This window comes from Haemophilus parainfluenzae (assembly GCF_014931275.1).
Classification (GTDB): Bacteria; Pseudomonadota; Gammaproteobacteria; order Enterobacterales; family Pasteurellaceae; genus Haemophilus_D.
In genome coordinates, this window is sequence record NZ_CP063110.1 from 869746 (window position 1) to 890612 (window position 20867).

Annotated in this window: 19 protein-coding genes and 5 tRNA genes; 10 read left to right on the forward strand and 14 right to left on the reverse strand. The window is 40.1% G+C overall.

Going from position 1 to position 20867, the window contains the following annotated elements; genetic code table 11:
• Positions 1–117: 117 nt before the first annotated feature.
• Positions 118–330, reverse strand: coding sequence for a 50S ribosomal protein L31 (gene rpmE / locus INQ00_RS04290; protein ID WP_054419104.1), 213 nt, complete (start codon positions 328–330; stop codon positions 118–120).
• Between the two features lie 193 nt (positions 331–523).
• On the opposite strand from rpmE, the gene mutY reads away from it, so the two are divergent.
• From mutY to gorA, 6 genes are all read left to right on the forward strand, one after another.
• A complete protein-coding gene (gene mutY / locus INQ00_RS04295) occupies positions 524–1642 on the forward strand; it encodes an A/G-specific adenine glycosylase (protein ID WP_197547404.1) in 1119 nt (372 codons plus the stop codon).
• Positions 1635–1907, forward strand: a complete 273-nt coding sequence (locus INQ00_RS04300) for an oxidative damage protection protein (RefSeq protein ID WP_197547405.1) — start codon at positions 1635–1637, stop codon at positions 1905–1907. Before mutY ends, INQ00_RS04300 begins: the two co-directional genes overlap by 8 nt.
• Positions 1908–1916: 9 nt before the next feature.
• Complete coding sequence (gene mltC / locus INQ00_RS04305) at positions 1917–2996, forward strand: membrane-bound lytic murein transglycosylase MltC (RefSeq protein ID WP_177989115.1); 1080 nt, start codon at positions 1917–1919, stop codon at positions 2994–2996.
• 233 nt (positions 2997–3229) lie between these two features.
• A tRNA-Phe gene (locus tag INQ00_RS04310) sits at positions 3230–3305 on the forward strand.
• A gap of 2 nt (positions 3306–3307) precedes the next feature.
• Positions 3308–3383: transfer RNA gene (locus INQ00_RS04315), tRNA-Asn, on the forward strand.
• 163 nt (positions 3384–3546) lie between these two features.
• Positions 3547–4917 (forward strand): glutathione-disulfide reductase, encoded by a 1371-nt coding sequence (gene gorA / locus INQ00_RS04320; RefSeq protein WP_197547406.1) that lies wholly within the window; start codon positions 3547–3549, stop codon positions 4915–4917.
• 68 nt (positions 4918–4985) lie between these two features.
• Here gorA and INQ00_RS04325 read toward each other — a convergent pair whose 3' ends face one another.
• Positions 4986–5813, reverse strand: coding sequence for a class II glutamine amidotransferase (locus INQ00_RS04325; RefSeq protein WP_111316086.1), 828 nt, complete (start codon positions 5811–5813; stop codon positions 4986–4988).
• 216 nt (positions 5814–6029) lie between these two features.
• Positions 6030–8486 (reverse strand): glycerol-3-phosphate 1-O-acyltransferase PlsB, encoded by a 2457-nt coding sequence (gene plsB, locus INQ00_RS04330; protein ID WP_197547407.1) that lies wholly within the window; start codon positions 8484–8486, stop codon positions 6030–6032.
• A 218-nt stretch (positions 8487–8704) separates the two neighbouring features.
• Between plsB and lexA the strand changes: the two genes are divergently transcribed.
• Together lexA and dapF are read left to right on the forward strand one after the other, a co-directional pair.
• Complete coding sequence (gene lexA, locus INQ00_RS04335; protein ID WP_005698192.1) at positions 8705–9331, forward strand: transcriptional repressor LexA; 627 nt, start codon at positions 8705–8707, stop codon at positions 9329–9331.
• A 121-nt stretch (positions 9332–9452) separates the two neighbouring features.
• Positions 9453–10277, forward strand: a complete 825-nt coding sequence (dapF, locus tag INQ00_RS04340; RefSeq protein ID WP_032822603.1) for a diaminopimelate epimerase — start codon at positions 9453–9455, stop codon at positions 10275–10277.
• A 51-nt stretch (positions 10278–10328) separates the two neighbouring features.
• Here the strand turns inward: dapF and INQ00_RS04345 are convergent, their stop codons facing one another.
• From INQ00_RS04345 to dauA, 6 genes are all read right to left on the reverse strand, one after another.
• The gene (locus INQ00_RS04345; protein WP_111316052.1) at positions 10329–11081 is read right to left on the reverse strand and encodes a carbonic anhydrase; all 753 of its coding nucleotides are present in this window, start codon (positions 11079–11081) and stop codon (positions 10329–10331) included.
• Between the two features lie 153 nt (positions 11082–11234).
• The gene (gene dusC, locus INQ00_RS04350) at positions 11235–12167 is read right to left on the reverse strand and encodes a tRNA dihydrouridine(16) synthase DusC (RefSeq protein ID WP_111316051.1); all 933 of its coding nucleotides are present in this window, start codon (positions 12165–12167) and stop codon (positions 11235–11237) included.
• Positions 12167–13033: a co-chaperone DjlA gene (gene djlA / locus INQ00_RS04355; RefSeq protein WP_197547408.1), complete on the reverse strand. Its 867-nt coding sequence runs from the start codon at positions 13031–13033 to the stop codon at positions 12167–12169. Before djlA ends, dusC begins: the two co-directional genes overlap by 1 nt.
• A gap of 107 nt (positions 13034–13140) precedes the next feature.
• Positions 13141–13782 carry an orotate phosphoribosyltransferase gene (gene pyrE, locus INQ00_RS04360; RefSeq protein WP_197547409.1) on the reverse strand — a complete coding sequence of 214 codons (642 nt, stop codon included), beginning with the start codon at positions 13780–13782 and terminating at the stop codon, positions 13141–13143.
• Between the two features lie 9 nt (positions 13783–13791).
• Entirely contained in the window at positions 13792–14508 is a 717-nt protein-coding gene (gene rph / locus INQ00_RS04365) for a ribonuclease PH (RefSeq protein WP_049365314.1), read from the reverse strand.
• Between the two features lie 62 nt (positions 14509–14570).
• Positions 14571–16313 carry a C4-dicarboxylic acid transporter DauA gene (gene dauA / locus INQ00_RS04370; protein WP_197547410.1) on the reverse strand — a complete coding sequence of 581 codons (1743 nt, stop codon included), beginning with the start codon at positions 16311–16313 and terminating at the stop codon, positions 14571–14573.
• Positions 16314–16437: 124 nt separating this feature from the next.
• On the opposite strand from dauA, the gene INQ00_RS04375 reads away from it, so the two are divergent.
• Positions 16438–16527, forward strand: a tRNA-Ser gene (locus INQ00_RS04375).
• Between the two features lie 156 nt (positions 16528–16683).
• Here the strand turns inward: INQ00_RS04375 and INQ00_RS04380 are convergent.
• Together INQ00_RS04380 and INQ00_RS04385 are read right to left on the reverse strand one after the other, a co-directional pair.
• A tRNA-Arg gene (locus INQ00_RS04380) sits at positions 16684–16760 on the reverse strand.
• A 52-nt stretch (positions 16761–16812) separates the two neighbouring features.
• Positions 16813–16889, reverse strand: a tRNA-Pro gene (locus INQ00_RS04385).
• 178 nt (positions 16890–17067) lie between these two features.
• On the opposite strand from INQ00_RS04385, the gene folD reads away from it, so the two are divergent.
• On the forward strand, positions 17068–17925 hold the full coding sequence (folD, locus tag INQ00_RS04390) for a bifunctional methylenetetrahydrofolate dehydrogenase/methenyltetrahydrofolate cyclohydrolase FolD (RefSeq protein WP_197547411.1): 858 nt from the start codon (positions 17068–17070) through the stop codon (positions 17923–17925).
• Between the two features lie 42 nt (positions 17926–17967).
• Here the strand turns inward: folD and INQ00_RS04395 are convergent, their stop codons facing one another.
• The 3 genes from INQ00_RS04395 to apaH all read right to left on the reverse strand — a co-directional run bounded on the left by INQ00_RS04395 (position 17968) and on the right by apaH (position 20865).
• A complete protein-coding gene (locus INQ00_RS04395) occupies positions 17968–19302 on the reverse strand; it encodes an NAD(P)/FAD-dependent oxidoreductase (protein ID WP_197547412.1) in 1335 nt (444 codons plus the stop codon).
• A gap of 102 nt (positions 19303–19404) precedes the next feature.
• Positions 19405–20028: a glucose-6-phosphate 1-dehydrogenase family protein gene (locus INQ00_RS04400; RefSeq protein ID WP_197547413.1), complete on the reverse strand. Its 624-nt coding sequence runs from the start codon at positions 20026–20028 to the stop codon at positions 19405–19407.
• Positions 20029–20037: 9 nt separating this feature from the next.
• Positions 20038–20865, reverse strand: a complete 828-nt coding sequence (gene apaH, locus INQ00_RS04405) for a bis(5'-nucleosyl)-tetraphosphatase (symmetrical) ApaH (protein ID WP_197547414.1) — start codon at positions 20863–20865, stop codon at positions 20038–20040.
• Positions 20866–20867: the final 2 nt, after the last annotated feature.

Sequence of the window (20867 nt, forward strand, 5' to 3'; positions counted from 1 at the left end):
TGATAGAAAAAGTGCGGTCGATTTTGACCGCACTTTTTTATTGATTGAATTTGGAAAATAGTGAATTTCAGATAATAAAAAACCCTGCATTGGCAGGGTTCTTCACACAGATTCAAATTATTTTGTACCTGGGATTTTGAAACGGCTGTTAAAGCGTTCAACACGACCACCAGTATCAACAACACGTTGTTTACCCGTGTAGAATGGGTGGCAGCTACCGCACACATCAAGGTTGATGTCTTTGCCTAAAGTTGAACGAGTTTTGATCACGTTACCGCAAGAACAAGTTACAGTGATCTCTTTATATTCTGGGTGAATACCTTGTTTCATAGAAAACCTCAAATTGAAGCCACGCCGCTATAAATGCTTTCCACTTACACCGCGTGAGTTAATAATCGCCGACAATCCGGCACCAAATAGACTGCGAATTATACTGAAAAAATCAAATTGATCAAGAGGTGTGCTTTAGTGATAGAATCATCGCAAAATTTTTGCTTATTTTTGACCGCACTTTAGGAAAGTTATGTTAGCCCAATCCTCTGTTGATGCCCCTTTTGCCCATTCAGTTCTACAATGGTATGAGAAGTTTGGGCGTAAAAATTTGCCTTGGCAGCAAAATAAAACCCTTTATGGTGTTTGGCTTTCTGAAGTGATGTTACAACAGACTCAAGTTTCCACGGTCATTCCTTATTTTGAACGTTTTATTAAAACCTTTCCCAATGTGACCGCACTTGCTAATGCATCACAAGATGAAGTGTTACATCTGTGGACGGGACTAGGTTATTACGCCCGTGCAAGAAATTTACATCAAGCCGCTCAAACCATTAGAGATGAATATCAAAGTGAGTTTCCTACACAATTTGAGCAAGTTTGGGCATTAACAGGCGTGGGGCGATCTACGGCAGGGGCAATTTTATCTTCTGTACAAAATCAACCTTATCCGATTTTAGACGGTAATGTGAAACGCGTCCTTTCTCGTTATTTTGCTGTTGAAGGTTGGCCTGGTGAAAAGAAAGTCGAAAATCAATTATGGCAGTTGAGTGAACAGGTTACACCAACAACGAGAGTCGCTGAATTTAATCAAGCGATGATGGATATCGGTTCGGCGATTTGTACCCGAACAAAACCTAAATGCGATCTTTGTCCTCTAAGTAACGATTGTTTAGCCAATAAACTTGAAAAGTGGACGGAATTCCCTGGAAAGAAACCGAAAAAATCCTTGCCGGAAAAACAAAGCTATTTTTTGATTTTATCTTATCGAGGAAAAGTCTGGTTGGAACAGCGTGAAAGCAAAGGCTTATGGGGTGGTTTGTACTGTTTCCCTCAGTTTGATGATAAACAAACATTGCTGAATTTTCTGAAAGAACAAGGTATTACCGAATATCAAGAATGGGTGACTTTCCGTCATACGTTTAGTCATTTTCATTTAGATATCCATCCTATTTATGTTGAAGTCGATCGAAAATCTGAAGATGGCGATCGTTCAGATTGGAAAAAATTGTCAGAAAAAGGAAAAGAATCTCAATCTGGTCTATTAAGTGCGGTCAAATATTGGTATGATCCAACGTCACCTGAACAGATCGGGTTAGCTCAGCCTGTGAAAAATTTATTAACGCAATTTGTAAGGAATTATTATGGCTAGAACCATTTTTTGCGAATATTTGAAACAAGATGCGGAAGGGTTGGATTTTCAACTGTATCCTGGTGAATTAGGTAAACGTATTTTTAATTCAATTAGTAAACAAGCATGGGGCGAATGGATCAAAAAGCAAACCATGTTAGTGAACGAGAAAAAACTCAATATGATGAATGCCGAACATCGAAAATTATTAGAAGAAGAAATGGTGAATTTCTTATTTGAAGGCAAAGAAGTGCATATTGAAGGTTACGTTCCCCCATCTAAATAACAAAAGATTATGAAAAAGTATTTATTATTGGCGCTACTTCCGCTTTTGTATGCGTGTAGTGACTCGCCAAGCCATCGACGTGGTGTTAATTATGACGAAGTGTTTGCAAAAGACACGCAAGGTTTAGATATTTTAACGGGTCAATTCTCTCATAATATCGATCGTATTTGGGGGGTGAATGAGCTATTAGTTGCGAGCCGTAAAGACTATGTGAAATATACGGACTCTTTCTATACGCGTAGCCACGTAAGTTTTGATGAAGGTTCGATCATCATTGAAACACAAAAAGATCTTAATCGTTTACATAATGCGATTGTGCATACCTTATTGATGGGTTCAGATGCAAAAGGGATCGACTTATTTGCTTCTGGTGATGTACCGATCAGTACACGTCCTTTCTTATTAGGACAGGTGGTAGACAATAATGGCCAACAAATTGCTAACCAAGTTATTGCAAGCAACTTCGCCACCTATTTAATCCAAAATAAATTGCAAACTCGCCGTTTACAAAATGGTAATACCGTGCAATTTGTCGTGATCTCGATGATTGCAAACCACGTTGAAGTGCGTGCACAAAAATATCTTCCATTGGTACGTAAAGCCGCAGAGCGTTATGGTATTGATGAAAGCTTGATCTTAGGTATTATGCAAACAGAATCTAGCTTCAACCCGTATGCAATCAGTTATGCAAATGCAATCGGCTTAATGCAAGTAGTGCCGAGTACGGCAGGTCGTGATATCTTTGCCATGAAAGGTAAAGGCGGACAACCGTCAGCACGTTACTTGTATGATCCAGCAAATAATATTGATGCAGGTGTGGCTTATTTATGGATTCTACAAAATCAATATTTAGACGGTATCACCAATCCAACTTCTAAACGCTTTGCGATGATTTCTGCTTATAACAGTGGAGCTGGCGCGGTATTGCGTGTGTTTGATAGTGATAAAGATGAAGCGATTTATAAAATCAACCAGATGTATCCTGAACAGGTATATCGCATCTTAACTACAGCACATCCATCCTCACAAGCAAGAAACTACTTATTGAAAGTGGATGCTGCTCAGAAGAAATTCCGTGTAAGACGATAATTTCAGAAATTAAATACAATGCCCGAAAGACTTTTCTCTCGGGCATTATTTTTTCTATAAAGAGCGGTTATTTTTAATTGAGTTTTTCAAAATACGTTCTTTTTATAGACGTTTTGGTTATTAACCATTCAAACACACTAAATTTTTCACTTTTTTTGAATTTAGTTGTTGACCGATACCCGAAAAAATAGTTTAATACGCTCCGTTGTCAGGCAGTAGCCAATAACGATAACGCCTCGATAGCTCAGTCGGTAGAGCAGGGGATTGAAAATCCCCGTGTCGGTGGTTCGATTCCGCCTCGAGGCACCATTTCCTCCTTAGTTCAGTCGGTAGAACGGTGGACTGTTAATCCATATGTCGCAGGTTCGAGTCCCGCAGGAGGAGCCAAATTCTAAGAAGCCGCTAAAGAAATTTAGCGGCTTTTTGTTTTCCAACTCAACTGTCTTCTAATCTTCATATAGACAATTCCAATTACATCAATTTATAGCTTTCTCGTTCAGTTTTAGGCACAATAGAACAAAATTCCAATGAGTAAAAAAGGATAATGAAAATGACTAAACATTATGATTATATTGCTATCGGTGGCGGTTCAGGTGGGATTGCTTCAATTAACCGTGCGGCAAGTTATGGCAAAAAATGTGCGATTATCGAAGCAAAACATCTCGGTGGTACTTGTGTGAACGTAGGTTGTGTACCGAAAAAAGTGATGTTCTATGGCGCACAAATTGCAGAGGCCATTAATAGCTATGCACCCGCTTATGGTTTTGATGTGGAAGTGAAAAAGTTTGATTACGCAAAATTAGTCGAAAGTCGTCAAGCTTACATCGGTCGTATTCATACCTCTTACAATAATGTGTTAGCGAAAAATAATGTGGACGTTCTAAATGGTTTTGCGCGTTTTAAAGATGCAAAAACGATTGAAGTGAGCTATGCAGATGGTTCAACAGAATTAGTGACTGCAGATCATATCTTAATTGCAACGGGTGGCCGTCCGAGTATTCCTGCAGTAAAAGGCGCAGAATACGGGATTGATTCAAATGGTGTATTTGCTTTAAATAAGTTACCAAAACGTGTCGCAGTCGTAGGCGCAGGTTATATTGCAGTTGAATTAGCGGGTGTTTTAAATAGCTTAGGCAGCGAAACCCATTTATTTGTGCGCCAACATGCCCCATTGCGTAATCAAGATCCATTGATTGTCGAAACCTTAGTTGAAGTGTTAGAACAAGATGGCATCCAATTACATACTAAAGCGTTGCCTGAAGAAGTCGTGAAAAATGCCGATGGTTCGCTTATCTTGAAATTACAAGATGGTCGTGAAACCACAGTGGATACGTTAATTTGGGCGATTGGTCGCGAACCAGCAACGGATGTGATTAATCTTGAAGTAACTGGTGTGAAAACGAATTCACGTGGACAAATTATTGTCGATAAATACCAAAATACAAACGTACCTGGCATTTATGCAGTGGGTGATATTATCGAAGGTGGTATTGAATTAACGCCAGTTGCCGTGGCGGCAGGTCGTCGTTTGTCTGAGCGTTTATTCAATAACAAACCAAATGAGCATTTAGATTACAATCTTGTGCCAACCGTCGTGTTCAGCCATCCGCCAATTGGTACAGTGGGTTTAACTGAACCGCAAGCGATTGAGCAATATGGCGAAGAAAATGTGAAAGTGTATAAATCCTCTTTCACGGCAATGTACACCGCTGTCACTGAACATCGCCAACCTTGCCGAATGAAATTAGTGTGTGTCGGCAAAGAAGAGAAAATCGTGGGCTTACACGGCATTGGTTTCGGTGTAGATGAAATGATCCAAGGTTTTGCTGTAGCAATCAAAATGGGTGCAACTAAAGCAGACTTTGATAATACGGTGGCAATTCACCCAACAGGTTCTGAAGAATTTGTGACAATGCGTTAATTGCAGATAAAAAAAGTGCGGTCAAAATCTCTGATGTTTTTGACCGCATTTTTTATTGTGATTTGTTATTAGGCTGCAGCTCGATTGCCTAATGTACCATCATCTTCCATTTCTTTAGCCACACCGACGATCTCAGCAATTTTGTCTCCTTCTTTGAAGAAAACGAAACCACCATGTTCCATTTTGACCCAAGGTTCATCTTTGGTGAGCGGGAAAGTCGTAATGATGGTGACTTTGTCGCCATCTTTTGCGTAATCATTAAAATCGATGACGCCATCATCATCAATTCGGTGAGCTTTACCAAAAGGAGCTTTACGCGTTAAGTAATGCAAATTGGTTGAGCAGTGGGCAATCATCCATTCTCCATTTGAAAGAATGAAGTTAAAGGTGCCTTTTTGTGATAGCTCTTTAGTAATATCTTGAATGGCTTCAAAGATTTCCATTTCAGAAGGTTTACGGCGAAAACGATTTTTTAAGTATTCTGCCATATAACAAAATGCAGCTTCTGAATCGGTCGAGCCAATAGGCTGACAGAAACTCTCAGACATATCCGGTAATTCTTTTAAATTACCGTTGTGAGCAAACACCCAATTTTGTCCCCAAATTTCACGAATAAAGGGATGGGTATTTTCAATAGTTACACCGCCTTGTGTTGCCTTGCGAATGTGGGCAATCACATTGAGCGATTTAATGTTGTATTGTTTTACACAATCTGCAATCGGGGATTGAGATGCAGCGTGGTTATCGCGAAAAATACGCACACCACGACCTTCAAAAAAAGCGATACCGAAGCCATCTGAATGGCAATCAGTAAGACCAGCACGACGACGGAAACCTTCAAAAGAAAAGACAATATCCGTCGGCGTATTGCAGTTCATTCCGAGTAATTGGCACATAAATTCCTACAGCTTATTTTTATATTTTTTTATAACCTTATAATGTGTGCAGATTTAACACCATAATGCGTTGAAATTCAAGATGGATCATAAAGGATTTTTAGAAGAAAATGTTACATAAAATAACATCGGAAGCTTTTTGGTAAGACGACAAATCATGGTGTAAATAAAAAGGCGTGTTTAACACGCCTTTTTTATCCTTTAAAGAGATAAAGATTATTCATCTTTATTTGATTTATCCTCTTCTTCTACTTCAATCTCAACTTCATCTGCTTTATCTGCAGCACCGTTGATCGTTAAGCAAATCTCGCTAGAAATCAAATGCTCTAAAATTGTGGCAAGCTCGTGTAATTTTTCTTTGTCATCATCGAAATAGCCTTCTTCTTTCAAGTGAGCAATAAAGGCCGAGAATACCGCTTTATCGAAGAATTCAGGCGCGTTAATACCGTGTAATACAGAAAGGCGCTGTGCTACCAATTGGCTTTCTTTTTCTAGTAAACCACGGGCAATTCCAGGATCTCTACGTAAAATGCTTACAGTAATGTAGTAGCGTTGTAAGATTTCACGCATACCTGCAGACCAAAGTTGTAAAATACGAACTTTAGCGCGGTGGATAGATAAGAAATTATCATTGGCTTGGATAACTTCTTGACGCGCAAATTCATCAATAATGGCTTTAATTTGTGTATCTAATTCTTCTTCATTGAAATGAAGGAAGAGTTCGCCTTTTAAGAATGGATAAATTTTACGTACCGCATCCAATAATAAATCTTTTTGAATCGCTTCATAATGTAAAACGATACTCGCAACAAGAGAAGGTAATACAAATAAGTGTTGAATATTATTGCGGTAATACGTCATGAGAACAGCAGAATTACGCTCTAAACGAATAATTTCCCCAAAGTTATCTTTTTCAACTAATACACCTACGCGATCTAAGCTTAATACGTGGTCAAGCATCGCTTTTGGTGTATCAGTTGGGAGTACCACATCAGTAGAATACGGTACATTCTTTAACATTTTTTGATAACTAAAGAGTTGTTCTAATAGTTGCTCATGAGAAAGCGCACGTTGACGAGAAGAGAGGAGAGCGGTCCCCACTAAATTCATCGCATTGACAGCTGCAGCTTTATTAATATTCACCATCACTTGATTAGAAATAGACCCAACCGCATGGTTAAACCAGTGAGGTTTATCTTCATGATGTTGTTCTTTCCATTCTGGATAATGGTGATTGAGATAATTGGAAAGTGTAATTGGCTCACCGAAATTCACAAAGCCTTGACCTAAATTACGTAATTTTTTAATCACACGTAAAACTAAGCCCGCATTTTCTTTTTCTTTCGCTGCACCACGTAATTCTTTCGCGTAAGTATCTACTTCTAATACGTGCTCATAACCGATATACACGGGCACTACAGAAATTGGACGTGTTTGGTTATGTTGAAGCGCTTGTAGTGTCATCGACATCATACCAGTTTTCGGTGCAAGCAAGCGACCTGTACGAGAACGACCACCTTCAATGAAGTATTCGACGGAATAACCGCGGTGGAATAATTCCCCTAAATATTCACGGAAAATCGCAGAATAAAGGCGGTTGCCTTTAAACGTACGGCGAATAAAAAATGCTCCCCAACTACGAAATAAAGGACCTGCTGGCCAGAAGTTTAAGTTAATCCCTGCTGCAATGTGTGGAGGTACAAGACCTTGGTGATAGAGCACATAAGAAAGTAATAAATAGTCAATGTGACTACGGTGACAAGGCACATAAACAATCTCATGCCCTTCTAATGCTAATTTACGCACGCGGTCCGCATTTTGTACATCAATCCCTGAATACAGTTTGTTCCATAACCAACGTAAGAAACGATCCGCTGCTCGAAGGCTTGAATGACTTACATTAGCCGCGATTTCATGAAGAATTTTTTCGGCTTCAGCATAGGCTTTCTCACGGCTGATATTTTTTGATTTTGCCTCATCTTCAATCGCATTTTGAATTGCTTGGGAATTTAATAGCTTATTAAACATCGCTTCGCGGTTTGGCAAACGAGGCCCTGTCGCGGAAATACGTTGTTTAGCAAAGTGCATTTTAGCCACGCGAGCCAGTTTTTGCGCAATTTTTTCATCTGAACCGTGCTCATTTACCATGTAACGCAAAGAAAGCGCTTGAGAAAAACGCACAAAAGTATCACGTCCAAACCAAATTGCCGCAAAGGTTTTTTGAATACCGTTTAATAAGCGAAGATTGGGTAAGCTTGCTTTATCTTCTTTACCTGGTGAACGTCCCCAAAGCACCGAAACTGGGATCAGTTGTACATCTAAATCAGCTGCATCACGGTGCAGTTCTAAGTATTTATTGAAGACTTTGGCGGTTTCATCTTTTGCGCCTTTTGATTTAAAAAAGCGGCGACCTTCGTCTAAATAGACATAACGTGGTAATGCTACGCCATCAATCACATTCTTTTCAGCTGGATCAGGCAAACCTACACTCAAACAGTTACGACGGAAAATCACGAAGTCAGTTTGAGAGGTATAAGGTAAAACATAAAGAATAGGTTGATTGATATTGAGTTGAAGCTCTTCGATGGGTTGAGCGGGAATAGGATTATTTTTTACTAAAACCGAAAGCGGTAATTCTAATAATTTACGATAAGTACTTACGATGCCAGACATAATTAATATTCTCTTTTTGTTAGACATTTCTAGGTATTGTCGGGCATTTTAACACATTCGACCAGTCAAATTCTAAAAATTTACATTTGCGATTTATGATGAGCAGTCAAAAATATGAAAAAAATTGACCGCACTTTTATCGCTAAAAAATAGTTGTTGCAATCGCCATCTTTCTGTATATACTAACAGTTATTCTGTATAAAGTAACAGGAGTGTATATGAGACCATTAACTGCCAGACAACAAGAAGTGCTGGAACTCTTAAAACGCCATTTAGAAACCACGGGTATGCCGCCAACTCGTGCAGAAATTTCTCGTGAATTAGGCTTTAAATCCCCTAATGCGGCGGAAGAACACTTAAAAGCACTTGCTCGTAAAGGTGCAATTGAAATTGTTGCGGGGGCTTCTCGCGGTATTCGCATTATTGATGACAGTGCAAATGATGAGGAAGAAGAAGGCTTACCGCTCATTGGTCGCGTGGCAGCAGGGGAACCTATTTTAGCGGAGCAACACATTGAAGGTACCTATCGTGTTGATGCTAATATGTTTAAACCACAAGCTGACTTTTTATTAAAAGTATATGGCCAATCCATGAAAGATATCGGCATTTTAGATGGTGACCTTCTTGCCGTACATAGCACAAAAGATGTGCGAAATGGACAGATTGTTGTTGCACGAATTGAAGATGAAGTGACAGTAAAACGCTTAGAACGCAAAGGTTCAGTTATTTATCTGCATGCAGAAAATGAAGAGTTTCAGCCGATTGTCGTTAATCTTGAAGAACAGCCTCATTTTGAAATTGAAGGGATTGCAGTAGGGATTATCCGTAATAACGCTTGGATGTAATGATAAAAGTGCGGTGAGAAAATAAAGTGTTTTTTGACCGCACTTTGTCTATTCTGGCTATTTGCCATTCGGCTTATTGCTCTCTATAATGCCAAAAAATTTTCAAATCAAGGAAGGAAACATGCAGTTTTCCAAAATGCATGGCCTTGGCAATGACTTTGTCGTTGTTGATGCTGTGACGCAAAATGCCTATTTTACCCCTGAAACCATTAAACGCTTAGCCGATCGTCATCGTGGTATTGGTTTTGATCAGCTTTTAATTGTTGAGCCACCTTATGATCCAGATTTAGATTTCCATTATCGTATTTTCAATGCAGATGGTAGTGAAGTGTCGCAATGTGGAAATGGGGCAAGATGTTTTGCGCGTTTTGTCACCTTAAAAGGGCTGACTAATAAAAAGGATATTGCAGTAAGCACGCAAAAAGGAAAAATGGTTTTAACGGTAAAAGAAGATGGGCAAATTCGCGTCAATATGGGCGAGCCGATTTGGGAACCCAATAAAATTCCTTTTACTGCCAACAAATTTGAAAAAAACTATATTTTACGTACCGATGTTCAAACGGTGCTTTGTGGTGCAGTATCAATGGGCAATCCACATTGCGTTGTTCAAGTGGACAATATTGAAACGGCCAATGTAGCAGAGTTAGGTCCATTATTAGAAAATCACGAACGTTTTCCGGAAAGGGTAAACGCTGGATTTATGCAAGTCGTCAATCGTAACCACATTAAATTGCGTGTATATGAACGTGGTGCAGGTGAAACGCAAGCGTGTGGCAGTGGTGCTTGTGCTGCAGCGGCTGTTGGAATTATGCAAGGTTTACTTGATAACAAAGTGCAGGTTGATCTACCTGGTGGTAGCTTGCTTATTGAGTGGGAAGGCGTAGGTTCGCCGCTTTATATGACGGGTGATGCGACTCATATCTATGATGGCAACATTCACCTTTAATCTCTTCTAATCGAATAAAAAATGCGTGGAAACTATCCACGCATTTTTTATTTATTGTTCAACTTCCACATCACGCTGATTTAATGGTTGCGTTGGGCGGTTGTTTTTCCCTTCCATCTCTTCTATCGCGGCAATTTGTGCTTTGCTTGCTTGAATTGGGGCTTTAAAAATGGTCCAAGCCACGTTTTCACTACAAGGTGGAGTAGTGAGCGATCCATTTAAGCGGAAGCGTGCCATCTCTTTTGGCATTAGTGCTTGAATATCAAGTGGTTGAGCCAATTTTTCTTTTTGTCCAACGGTGAGTTTTTTCTCAACGACTGGCGCTAATGCTGGATTAGCGTCACCTTCATTCACCATTACGGCAACAACCGCTAACGCTTTATCTTCACTTTGATGGACAAAATGAATTTCTAAAGGATAATGTTGGCGTTTAAAGGTATGTTCACTTGGTGTGTGAAAGTGAAATTGTTTTAAATAAAATGGTTTATTGTTGAGCATAATAAATGGTGCATTTTCTTGTGCAACACTGACTTGCACGGTATGTCCATTGTTTTCTACTTGATACTCCGCAGGGAAGTAATTCATCTTAAGTGGTTTATTTGCCACTTTCATGCCATTATCTGCTTCAAGATTAACTGGCGATTGAACTTTCCCTAGCTTACAGGTTTGATATTCGGTGAGCAAATCACCCCAATGTTCAGGGCTTTCTTTCCCATTATAAGACCAATGCGCTTTATGCGTTTGGGCAAATGATGTTGCACTTAATGCGATAAGTAAGCTAGAAAGCAATAGACGAGTCTTCATAAGGCACCTCTCCTTTTTTGTGGTATATGCCTCATCGATTCTACTGGTTCTGTATGATAACTTTTTGATTTTGGTCAAGTTTTATTTGAGTGTTTAACTCATCGTACGAGAGGGGATAATGCTAAAAAAGCCGTCTATTCTGAGCGCACTTTTTTAGCACTGACAGAGTCGTTCTCTCAGATCTTCTGCAGTTTTGCTAGTTTTAATTCGCTCAAAAACGATGTCCGCTTCAGGATATTCTTTATTGAGATAGCGTAGCCATTGTTTGATGCGGGCAACATGATAAAAACCAGAATCATGGAAGTTTTCCATTTCTGCATATTTTTGTAAGATTTTTTGAATATCCGCCCAAGGCATTTTTTCGCAATTTTGTTTAAGTACAAGGCTTAAGTTTGGGATATTTAATGCACCACGCCCGATCATTAGATCTTCGCAACCTGTCGCTTTCAAACATGCTTGACCATCTTCCCAACGCCAAATTTCACCATTAGCAATTACTGGGATTGTTAAGCGAGATCTCACTTCACCGATTTTCTCCCAATTGATGCGATCGGCACGATACCCATCGGCTTTGGTTCTGCCGTGAATGGTGATTTCAGTGGCGCCACCTTGTTGTACTGCGTCGGCAATTTCAAAAGCTTGTGAAGTACAATCCCAACCTAATCGCACTTTCACACTGACAGGCAAATGGCTTGGTACAGTTTGTCGTAGAGCTTGTGTAGCACGATAAATTAATTCAGGTTGCTTTAGGAGTGCGGCACCGCCGTTACTACCATTCACAGTTTTGGAAGGGCAGCCACAATTTAAATCAATACCATGTGAGCCTAGCTCAATAGCACGATGGGCATTTTCAGCAAGACAATTCGGATGTTGACCTAAAAGTTGGACGCGAACAGGTGTTCCAGAAGGGGTAAAGCCCTGATTTTTAAGTTCAGGGCAAAGACGATAAAAGACCTTTTCAGGTAAGAGTTGATCCACCACGCGGACAAATTCGGTGATGCAGAGATCGTATTCATTCACTTCGGTTAAAAGCTGGCGAACGAAAGGATCGAGCACCCCTTGCATGGGGGCTAGGATAACACGCACTATTTCCAGCCTTTCACTTTGCAAATTAAATCGTAAGCAGCTTGGATTTGTTGCGCTTTTTCTTTGGCCATTTCCATCATTTCTGGCGGTAGGCCTTTAGCCACTAATTTATCCGGATGATGTTCATTCATTAAACGACGATATGCACGTTTTACGGCATTACGGTCATCACTTTCACTCACGCCCAATACTTTATAAGCATCACTTAATGTTGGGCCAGAAGATTGTTGGTAACTACCTTGTTGTTGGTATTGGTAGCCACCTTGCTGTTGATAACCGCCTTGTTGGTATTGGCGATAGAATCCACCTTGAGTAAATTGACGAGCCGCAATTTCCATTGCCAGCATTTGCTCAAACTGCATACGGGAAAGACCAAGTTCTTCGGCTACCACATAAAGCACTTCTTTTTCCGACTCATGTAATTGAGAATCAGCAAATGCGGCTTGCACTTGTACGTGCAAGAACATTCTCAGTAAATCAGCTCGTTGTCCACATCCAATGCGAAATTCGCGAATCACCTGACGTAGTGGAAAATCTGCTGCTTTACCTCGACTAAATGCCTCTTGAGCAAGTTTGCGATGACTCTCATCTAATTGCATCTGGTTCATCAACTGATTGGCCAGTTGAATATCTTCTTCCGTCACTCGACCTTTGGATTTACTTAAATGGCCCAGTACTGCAAAAGTCGTTTGCATGAAAAGCGCTTGTCGGGTTGTTTTTTTCTTAAAAAAGCTGGAGTTAACAGAACCCATCTCATAAAGTTTTTTATCTGCGATTGAGCCTAAAATGAGTCCAGCGATGGCACCGAAAAAGCCACCCCATTTAAAGCCTAAAATAACCCCGATAATCTTTCCAAAAAAATACATTCTCTTCCCCTAAAGTGCGGTCAAAAAGGTCTTTTGACAATAATGGGCAGACGCAAATGTCTGCCCTTACATTAATATGGCTTTATTCTTATTTTTCAAGTGATGAATTACACACCATAACTTTCACGATAAGCACGCATCGCTGGCAAATATTGCTGATAATCGGCTTCGTTTTCAATGAATTGCATTAAATCATCGAAATCAATAATGGAAAGCACTTGGCATTGATAGTCTCGTTCTACTTCTTGGATGGCAGAAAGTTCCCCTTTGCCTTTTTCCTGACGATTTAATGCAATAAAGACAGCCGCTAATTTGGCGTTATTGGCTTCAAGAAGTGCCATAGATTCACGAATAGCCGTGCCAGCAGTGATGACATCATCGACTAACAATGCATTGCCGGTTAATGGGCTACCGATCAAATTACCACCTTCACCGTGATCTTTCGCTTCTTTGCGATTAAAGCAAACCGGTGTATCACGATTAAATTGATTGAATAGTGCTATGGAAACGCTCGTCGCAATCGGAATACCTTTATAGGCAGGTCCAAAAATGACATCAAAATCGACCGCACTTGATTGAATTGCTTTCGCGTAGTATTCACCTAAGCGAGCAAGATCTGCGCCAGTACTAAACAATCCGGCATTGAAAAAATAAGGACTTTTTCGACCTGATTTTAGGGTAAATTCACCAAATTTGAGCACTTGGCGGCTCAGCGCGAATTTAATAAATTCGATTTTGTAGCTTTCCATTTTTTGTTCCTATAAACCTAATGCTTCACGTTGTGCAGCGAAGATTTGTTCGCAGCCTTGTTTTGCTAAGCCCAATAAGGTGAGTAATTCTTCGTGGCTGAATGGTTCACCTTCTGCAGTACCTTGTACTTCAATCATGCGGCCATCTTCCATCATAACAACGTTCATGTCTGTCTCGGCGGCTGAATCTTCCACATATTCCAAATCACACACGGCTTCACCTTCAACAATTCCAACCGAAATTGCAGCAACCAGACCTTTGATTGGATTGGTTTTTAATGTGCCGTTAGCGATTAAACCGTTGATAGCATCACATAAAGCCACTGCTGCACCAGTGATAGAAGCAGTTCTTGTACCACCATCCGCTTGAATCACATCGCAGTCTAAGGTAATAGAACGTTCGCCAAGAGCTTCTAAGTCAACCATGGCACGTAATGAGCGAGCGATTAAGCGTTGAATTTCCATGGTACGTCCACCTTGTTTGCCTTTTGCGGCCTCACGTTGCATACGGCTGTGTGTAGAGCGTGGCAACATGCCATATTCTGCTGTCACCCAACCTTGATTTTGTCCTTTTAAGAAACGCGGTACGCTTTCATCAACACTCGCCGTACATAAAACTTTGGTATCACCAAATTCCACTAATACTGAGCCTTCAGCATGTTTCGTGTAATTACGGGTGATTTTAATTGGACGAGATTGATGATTTTCACGATTATTTGGACGCATTCTGAATTCCTTTATTTTTATTGATAAAAAAGCGTGCCTATTTTAGCACGCTTTTCACTGTTTTATGGATTTGCTTGTTCAAACTCACGAATTTTATTAAAGACATCTTGTAAATCGGAGCCGTAGTTGATTTTTTGCAATTCAGGAACAGAGTTTGATTTCACTAACATTCTGAGTGGTTGGAACTGCATATTACACAAGTAGATTTGTTGATGTGGCAACATATGTTGTACAAAGTGAGTGAGTGCATGAATGCCCCCCGTATCGAGCACGGTCACGGCATCGCATTGCAATACAATATGTTTGATCTCGTGATCCGTATGTACGGTTTTATCGTGCAAATCCGCAAAGAGTTTATCTGCCGCGGCAAAGAACAATGGACCACTGATACGATAAGCTAACACATCATTCAGATCTTCTGGTGCAGGTTGCTCAATAGCTTTTGTCATTTCTGCAATGGTGCGAATAAATAAGAGGCTCGCCAATAATACGCCAACTGAGATGGCAATCACCATATCGAATAATACAGTGAGAATTAGGCAAGTGAACAACACCGCAATTTCATTTTGTGTGGAACGACGCGCCAAACGAATAATTTCAGGCACGTTCGCCATATGCCAAGCCACCATTAACAACAATGCGGCCATGGAAGAAAGTGGCAAGTAAGACAGGGCATTCGCAAAGAATAACAGTGAGAATAAGACCAAGAGTGCATGAACAACACTAGATATTGGTGATACCGCACCCGATTTCACATTAGCTGCTGAGCGCGCAATGGCTGCAGTTGCGGTAATCCCGCCTAAGAATGGCGAAACAATATTCCCTAAACCCTGAGCAAGCAGTTCATTATTGGATCGATGTTTAGTATCAGTCATGTTATCTAAAATGACCGCACAAAGTAGTGACTCAATCGCACCTAATACTGCCATTGAAAAGGCTGCAGGTAAGAGATCTTGTATTTTATCAAAATTCCAATTAATGATTTCCCCCTGTGCGTTTGGAATATTCCAAGGTAAGGCAAACTCGGGCAAGACATTAGGGATACCATGTCCCGTTGTGCCATCCGCTAAGGTGTAGTGGAACGCTGTACCAATGGTTTCAACCGAGAAACCAAATTGTCCTAAAGCTAATGCCATCAGTGTACCAATAATCACAGCAGGTAAATGACCAGGCACAGGTAAACGAAGTTTATGCCATTGGGTGAGCACAAATAAGGTGACGACACCAACAGCGGTATCAGCCCAGCTAATCGTCGGAAGTGCGGTCAAAATAGCCTGTACTTTTTCAATATAGTGAGATGGTATTTGGGCAATATCTAAACCTAAGAAATCTTTGATTTGTAATGTACCGATGGTAATACCAATTCCGCAGGTAAAGCCCAGTGTAACGGGGAGAGGAATGTACTCAATTAGTCGTCCTAATCGAGACAAGGCCATGATGACTAAAATAATCCCCGAAAGTAGCGTTGCCATGAGCAAACCACTGAGTCCAAATTGTTGGGTGACGGGATATAAAATCACGACAAATGCCGCGGTTGGTCCAGAAATATTGAAACGCGATCCACCAGTTAATGCAATCACAATACCCGCTACGATAGCCGTATAAAGACCATGTTGTGGTGGAACACCGCTGGCGATCGCTAAGGCCATGGAGAGGGGAATCGCAATGACTCCTACTGTAAGCCCCGCAATAATATCTTTAATCAATTTTTGTTTTCCGTAACCTTCACGGAAAGATTCTTTCAATGCGCTAAATGGTTTTACAGCCAGAAACACATTTTTAGAAAAGAGTGATTTGATTTGCATAAAAATACGACAATAAAAAGGAATGAGTTTATATTTTAGCTAAAAGGAATAGGATTTTTTATGTTCTAGCTCAAAAAACTTGACTAATCTTGGATAAATCTTTATATTTCACGCACTTCAAAATGGTGAGATGTCCGAGTGGTTGAAGGAGCACGCCTGGAAAGCGTGTATGTGCGAAAGTGCATCGGGGGTTCGAATCCCCCTCTCACCGCCATTCAAATATTTTCTTTTCTGAATTTAAAATCATCTTTTAAACTAATTTATTTTGAGATCTAGAATTTACGCTATTTGTTTGTACCAAATATGTGTTGAATTGATTATTTTCGTTAAAAAGCAAATTAGAAAAATAATGGTAGCTTGAGATGAGTTATGGCACGCCCTAAAGGATTCGAACCTTTGACCCACGCCTTAGAAGGGCGTTGCTCTATCCAGCTGAGCTAAGGGCGCATTTCAAGGGTTACATCTTTTGTATGGAATTTCGAGGGAAATATAAAAGAAGTGGTCGGCGAGATAGGATTTGAACCTACGACCCACTGGTCCCAAACCAGTTGCGCTACCAAGCTGCGCTACTCGCCGACGATTGAGCACAATTATAGTGAGCTTTTCTTTTCAGTCAATTAATTTTTTAGATTCCTCTTTCAACTGCTCAAAATTATTCCAGTTTTTTTAACCGCTCTTTTGTTGTCTTTGTAAAATAAGGCGTAGTCAGTTAAAATAGCAAACGTTTACTTAATGCCACCTTGAGGAAAAATGCATGACCGCCCAAATTATTTCAGGTACTGAACTATCAAAAAAAATCAAATCTGATGTTGCCAGTAAAATTGAACATTATTGTGCTCAAGGTAAACGTGCGCCAGGACTTGCAGTAATTTTAGTGGGCGCAGATCCCGCTTCTCGAGTCTATGTGGGCAGTAAACGTAAAAGTTGCGAAGAGATTGGAATGGTCTCGAAATCCTATGATTTACCTGAAACCACGACAGAGGCGGAACTACTACAACTGATTGACCAATTAAATGCCGATGAGAGCATTGATGGCATTCTAGTCCAGCTTCCATTGCCTGAACAAATTAATAGCACATCAGTGATTGAGCGTATTAGCCCTGAAAAAGATGTGGATGGTTTCCACCCTTATAATGTGGGACGTTTATGCCAACGTATCCCAACTTTACGTGCTTGCACCCCTTATGGCGTGATGAAATTATTAGAAACTACAGGTATTGATTTACACGGTAAACATGCCGTGATCGTTGGTGCATCAAATATTGTAGGGCGTCCAATGTCGCTTGAATTATTATTGGCAGGCGCTACTGTCACAGTGACACACCGTTTCACGAAAGATTTAGAGCATCATATTCGTCAGGCTGATGTTTTAGTGGTGGCGGTGGGTAAACCTCGTTTTATTCCGGGCGATTGGATTAAAGAAGGGGCAACAGTCATTGATGTGGGGATTAACCGTATCAATGGCAAATTAGTGGGCGATGTGGAATATGATGTGGCGATACAAAAAGCGGCTTATATTACGCCAGTACCGGGTGGAGTAGGGCCAATGACAGTTGCCATGCTGATGTTTAATACTCTTTATGCTTATGAGCATAACAATCAATTAGTTTAAGGAATGAAAAAAGTGCGGTTAAATTTGACCGCACTTTTTGTCTTAATGTAATTTCAATCTTGGTTTTAAATAGTGGTTAAGTTTATCCACTAAAATAATCAAGCCAATCTTAATACATCCATGCAAAGCATGTTGATGCATACGATATAAAGACACATATGCAAACTGTGCAAATTTACCTTGAACAGTCAGTGGGTTTTTCCCAAATTTATTTGAAATGCTACCCAATGCGGTAAAGCTTGAAAGAGAAACCAAGGTTCCTTTATCGTTGTATTTAAATGCTTTTAATGGTTTTTGCTCAAAAAGTGAAAAGATATTTTTTGCACAGGCTTTTGCCATTTGATGTGCCGCTTGCGCTCTTGGCGGGACTAACTTACCGTTTGGTTGCATTAATGCCGCACAATCACCAATAGCGAAAATACTGTCATCAACCGTGGTTTGTAGGGTATCTTTTACCACTAATTGATTGATACGGTTAAGCTCTAATCCATCGAATTGCTGTGTCACCGTTGAGGTGCGAACACCCGCAGCCCACACAATAAGATCAGCTTTGATTTCTTCGCCATCTTTGGTGATAAGTGTATTTGGTTGGGCTTCCGTGATCATCGTATTTAATTTCACGTTTGCACCCATTTCTTGTAATTCATCTAATACCGCAGCAGATAAATTTTCAGGTAGAGCAGGCAATAATCGAGGCCCCGCTTCAACTAAGGTGACTTGCAAGCAAGAATTATCAATTTTACCGTAACCGTAAGAAGATAAGTCTTCAGTCGCATGATAAAGCTCAGCAGTTAATTCCACACCAGTAGCACCACCGCCAACAATCGCAATATTGACTTTGCTCTCATCGACTAATTTCTGTTTAAATTCTTCTTCACCAATATCGTCTAATGCACGGTTTTCTGAAAATTTAAGGAATAATTCCAACATTCTTTGTTGGAAGCGAAGTGCTTGATCAGAGCTGTCTAAGAAAATACAGTTATCAGCCACGCCTTTTGTATTGAAATCATTCGATTTACTGCCAATTGCAATCACTAAATAATCATAAGGAATACGACGTGCAACCACGAGCATATCGCCTTCTTGCCCATAAACGGGGGCAAGTTCAACATATTTTTGCTCACGATTAATACGTGTGATTGAACCTTGTTCAAAGCTAAAATGGTGGTTTTTCCCGTGTGCACGATAGCTAAGAGAATCCGTGCCATCATCCATCACACCTGTGGCAATTTCATGCAATAAGGGTTTCCACAAGTGGGTCGCATTGCGATCCACAAGCGTCACTTTAGCCTGTTTTTTACGACCTAATTTGTCGCCTAAAAATGTCGCTAACTCTATGCCGCCGGCGCCACCGCCAACGATCACGACGTTTTTCATAAAGCTCTCCTAAAAGTTTAAATTGTTAAAAATGTTAAATTAATGTAATGATAACATAACAACTAAACAGGGCGAAAAACTTTCATGAAAATAACCGCACTTTTATTGATGGCAATATTCGTAGATTGGTTGTAATGCTTGAATTGTTTGAGTAATAAAAGATACAGGATTTATTTGACCGAGCTCTGATTTTTCAATGCTTTTGCCTATGCACCAAAAATCTTCTTCTGAGCGTAAAATAAGATCGTTTTTAGTCATTTGTTTTACTTGGCGAAAATCATCATATTCACTTTCGCCCTCTCGCCAAATATCAAAATCAGCAAATTGTTTGAAATCAAATTGATCAAGCCACTGATTATATTGTTGCACATTAATTTGTGAGCGATCCGCACGATAGCAATGCCAATCTAAACACACTCTTAGTCGGCGACGATTTAATAGCACAGAAAAGATTGCTGCAGAATTTTGGTTAAACTCGTATTTAAAATAAGCGAAGAAATGCGCCCGTACTTGCCAGCCATTGGTCCAACTTTCAATATGCGGTTTCGCAAAAGGTGTGCCAAGTTGCTTTGCGACTTCTTGAATAATCGCTTTCCAATTATCCCAATATAATTTGTAATCCGCTTTAATTGCCGGAATATCTTCTGGACAGAATTTTTTCATTTGGGCAAATTGATAGAAAGGAATATTGAACAGTTCACAAGATTCAGTAGTAAGCGAGAGCATAGTGTTTCCTTAAAAATCACTGTAATTTTTGACAGCACTTTGAGTGAAGAACTGTTTGTCTTCCCAACGCAACATAGTCATTCGATTATTCCATACACAACCAGTATCCAGGGCGTAAATACCTGGTGGAGTTGGCTCATCGACTAAACTTGCCCAATGCCCAAAGACAATGGGAATTTGTTTATAAAGTGGATTATCTAAATTAAACCAAGGCGTGAGCTCAGTTGGCGCATCTTTTAAAGGAGATTTACAAGCAAAATCAAAGCGATGATCCAAATAGCAAAAACGCATACGAGTAAAAGCATTAATAATGTAACGATGACGCGCTAAGCCCTGTAAATCAGGTGACCAGCGATCAGGCTGTTCTGAATACATATTTTCAATAAGATAATGAAAATCGCCGTGCTGTAAAATCTGTTCAACTTCAGCCGCACAAGATTTCGCAGTTTCCAAATCCCAATCAGGCGAAATACCAGCATGCGCCATCAGGAAGTTTAACTTCTCATTATGCACAAGTAAGGGCTGATGGCGTAACCAATGAATCAGTTCATCAAAATCGGGGGCATTAAAAATGGCATCGACACGATCACGCAGTTTTACCTTTTTAATACCCAGTGCGGTCGCAATTAAATGTAAATCGTGATTCCCTAGTACAGTTTGTGCTGCATTGCCAAGGGATTTAACAAAACGAAGACATTCAAGTGATTTATCCCCACGTGCTACAAGATCACCCACAAGATAAAGTTTATCTTGCGTAGGATTGAAGCTCACACGTTCTAATAAAAGCTGTAATTCATCATAACAGCCTTGTAAATCACCAACGAAATAGGTTGCCATTT

Coding starts and splice junctions, on each gene's coding strand:
- gorA (WP_197547406.1), top strand. CDS start 3,547: ATGACTAAACATTATGATTATATTGCTATCGGTGGCGGTTCAGGTGGG.
- INQ00_RS04400 (WP_197547413.1), bottom strand. CDS start 20,028: ATGCTCTCGCTTACTACTGAATCTTGTGAACTGTTCAATATTCCTTTC.
- folD (WP_197547411.1), top strand. CDS start 17,068: ATGACCGCCCAAATTATTTCAGGTACTGAACTATCAAAAAAAATCAAA.
- pyrE (WP_197547409.1), bottom strand. CDS start 13,782: ATGGAAAGCTACAAAATCGAATTTATTAAATTCGCGCTGAGCCGCCAA.
- apaH (WP_197547414.1), bottom strand. CDS start 20,865: ATGGCAACCTATTTCGTTGGTGATTTACAAGGCTGTTATGATGAATTA.
- INQ00_RS04345 (WP_111316052.1), bottom strand. CDS start 11,081: ATGAAGACTCGTCTATTGCTTTCTAGCTTACTTATCGCATTAAGTGCA.
- INQ00_RS04300 (WP_197547405.1), top strand. CDS start 1,635: ATGGCTAGAACCATTTTTTGCGAATATTTGAAACAAGATGCGGAAGGG.
- mltC (WP_177989115.1), top strand. CDS start 1,917: ATGAAAAAGTATTTATTATTGGCGCTACTTCCGCTTTTGTATGCGTGT.
- dauA (WP_197547410.1), bottom strand. CDS start 16,313: ATGCAAATCAAATCACTCTTTTCTAAAAATGTGTTTCTGGCTGTAAAA.
- rpmE (WP_054419104.1), bottom strand. CDS start 330: ATGAAACAAGGTATTCACCCAGAATATAAAGAGATCACTGTAACTTGT.
- lexA (WP_005698192.1), top strand. CDS start 8,705: ATGAGACCATTAACTGCCAGACAACAAGAAGTGCTGGAACTCTTAAAA.
- dapF (WP_032822603.1), top strand. CDS start 9,453: ATGCAGTTTTCCAAAATGCATGGCCTTGGCAATGACTTTGTCGTTGTT.
- INQ00_RS04325 (WP_111316086.1), bottom strand. CDS start 5,813: ATGTGCCAATTACTCGGAATGAACTGCAATACGCCGACGGATATTGTC.
- plsB (WP_197547407.1), bottom strand. CDS start 8,486: ATGTCTGGCATCGTAAGTACTTATCGTAAATTATTAGAATTACCGCTT.
- INQ00_RS04395 (WP_197547412.1), bottom strand. CDS start 19,302: ATGAAAAACGTCGTGATCGTTGGCGGTGGCGCCGGCGGCATAGAGTTA.
- rph (WP_049365314.1), bottom strand. CDS start 14,508: ATGCGTCCAAATAATCGTGAAAATCATCAATCTCGTCCAATTAAAATC.
- mutY (WP_197547404.1), top strand. CDS start 524: ATGTTAGCCCAATCCTCTGTTGATGCCCCTTTTGCCCATTCAGTTCTA.
- djlA (WP_197547408.1), bottom strand. CDS start 13,033: ATGTATTTTTTTGGAAAGATTATCGGGGTTATTTTAGGCTTTAAATGG.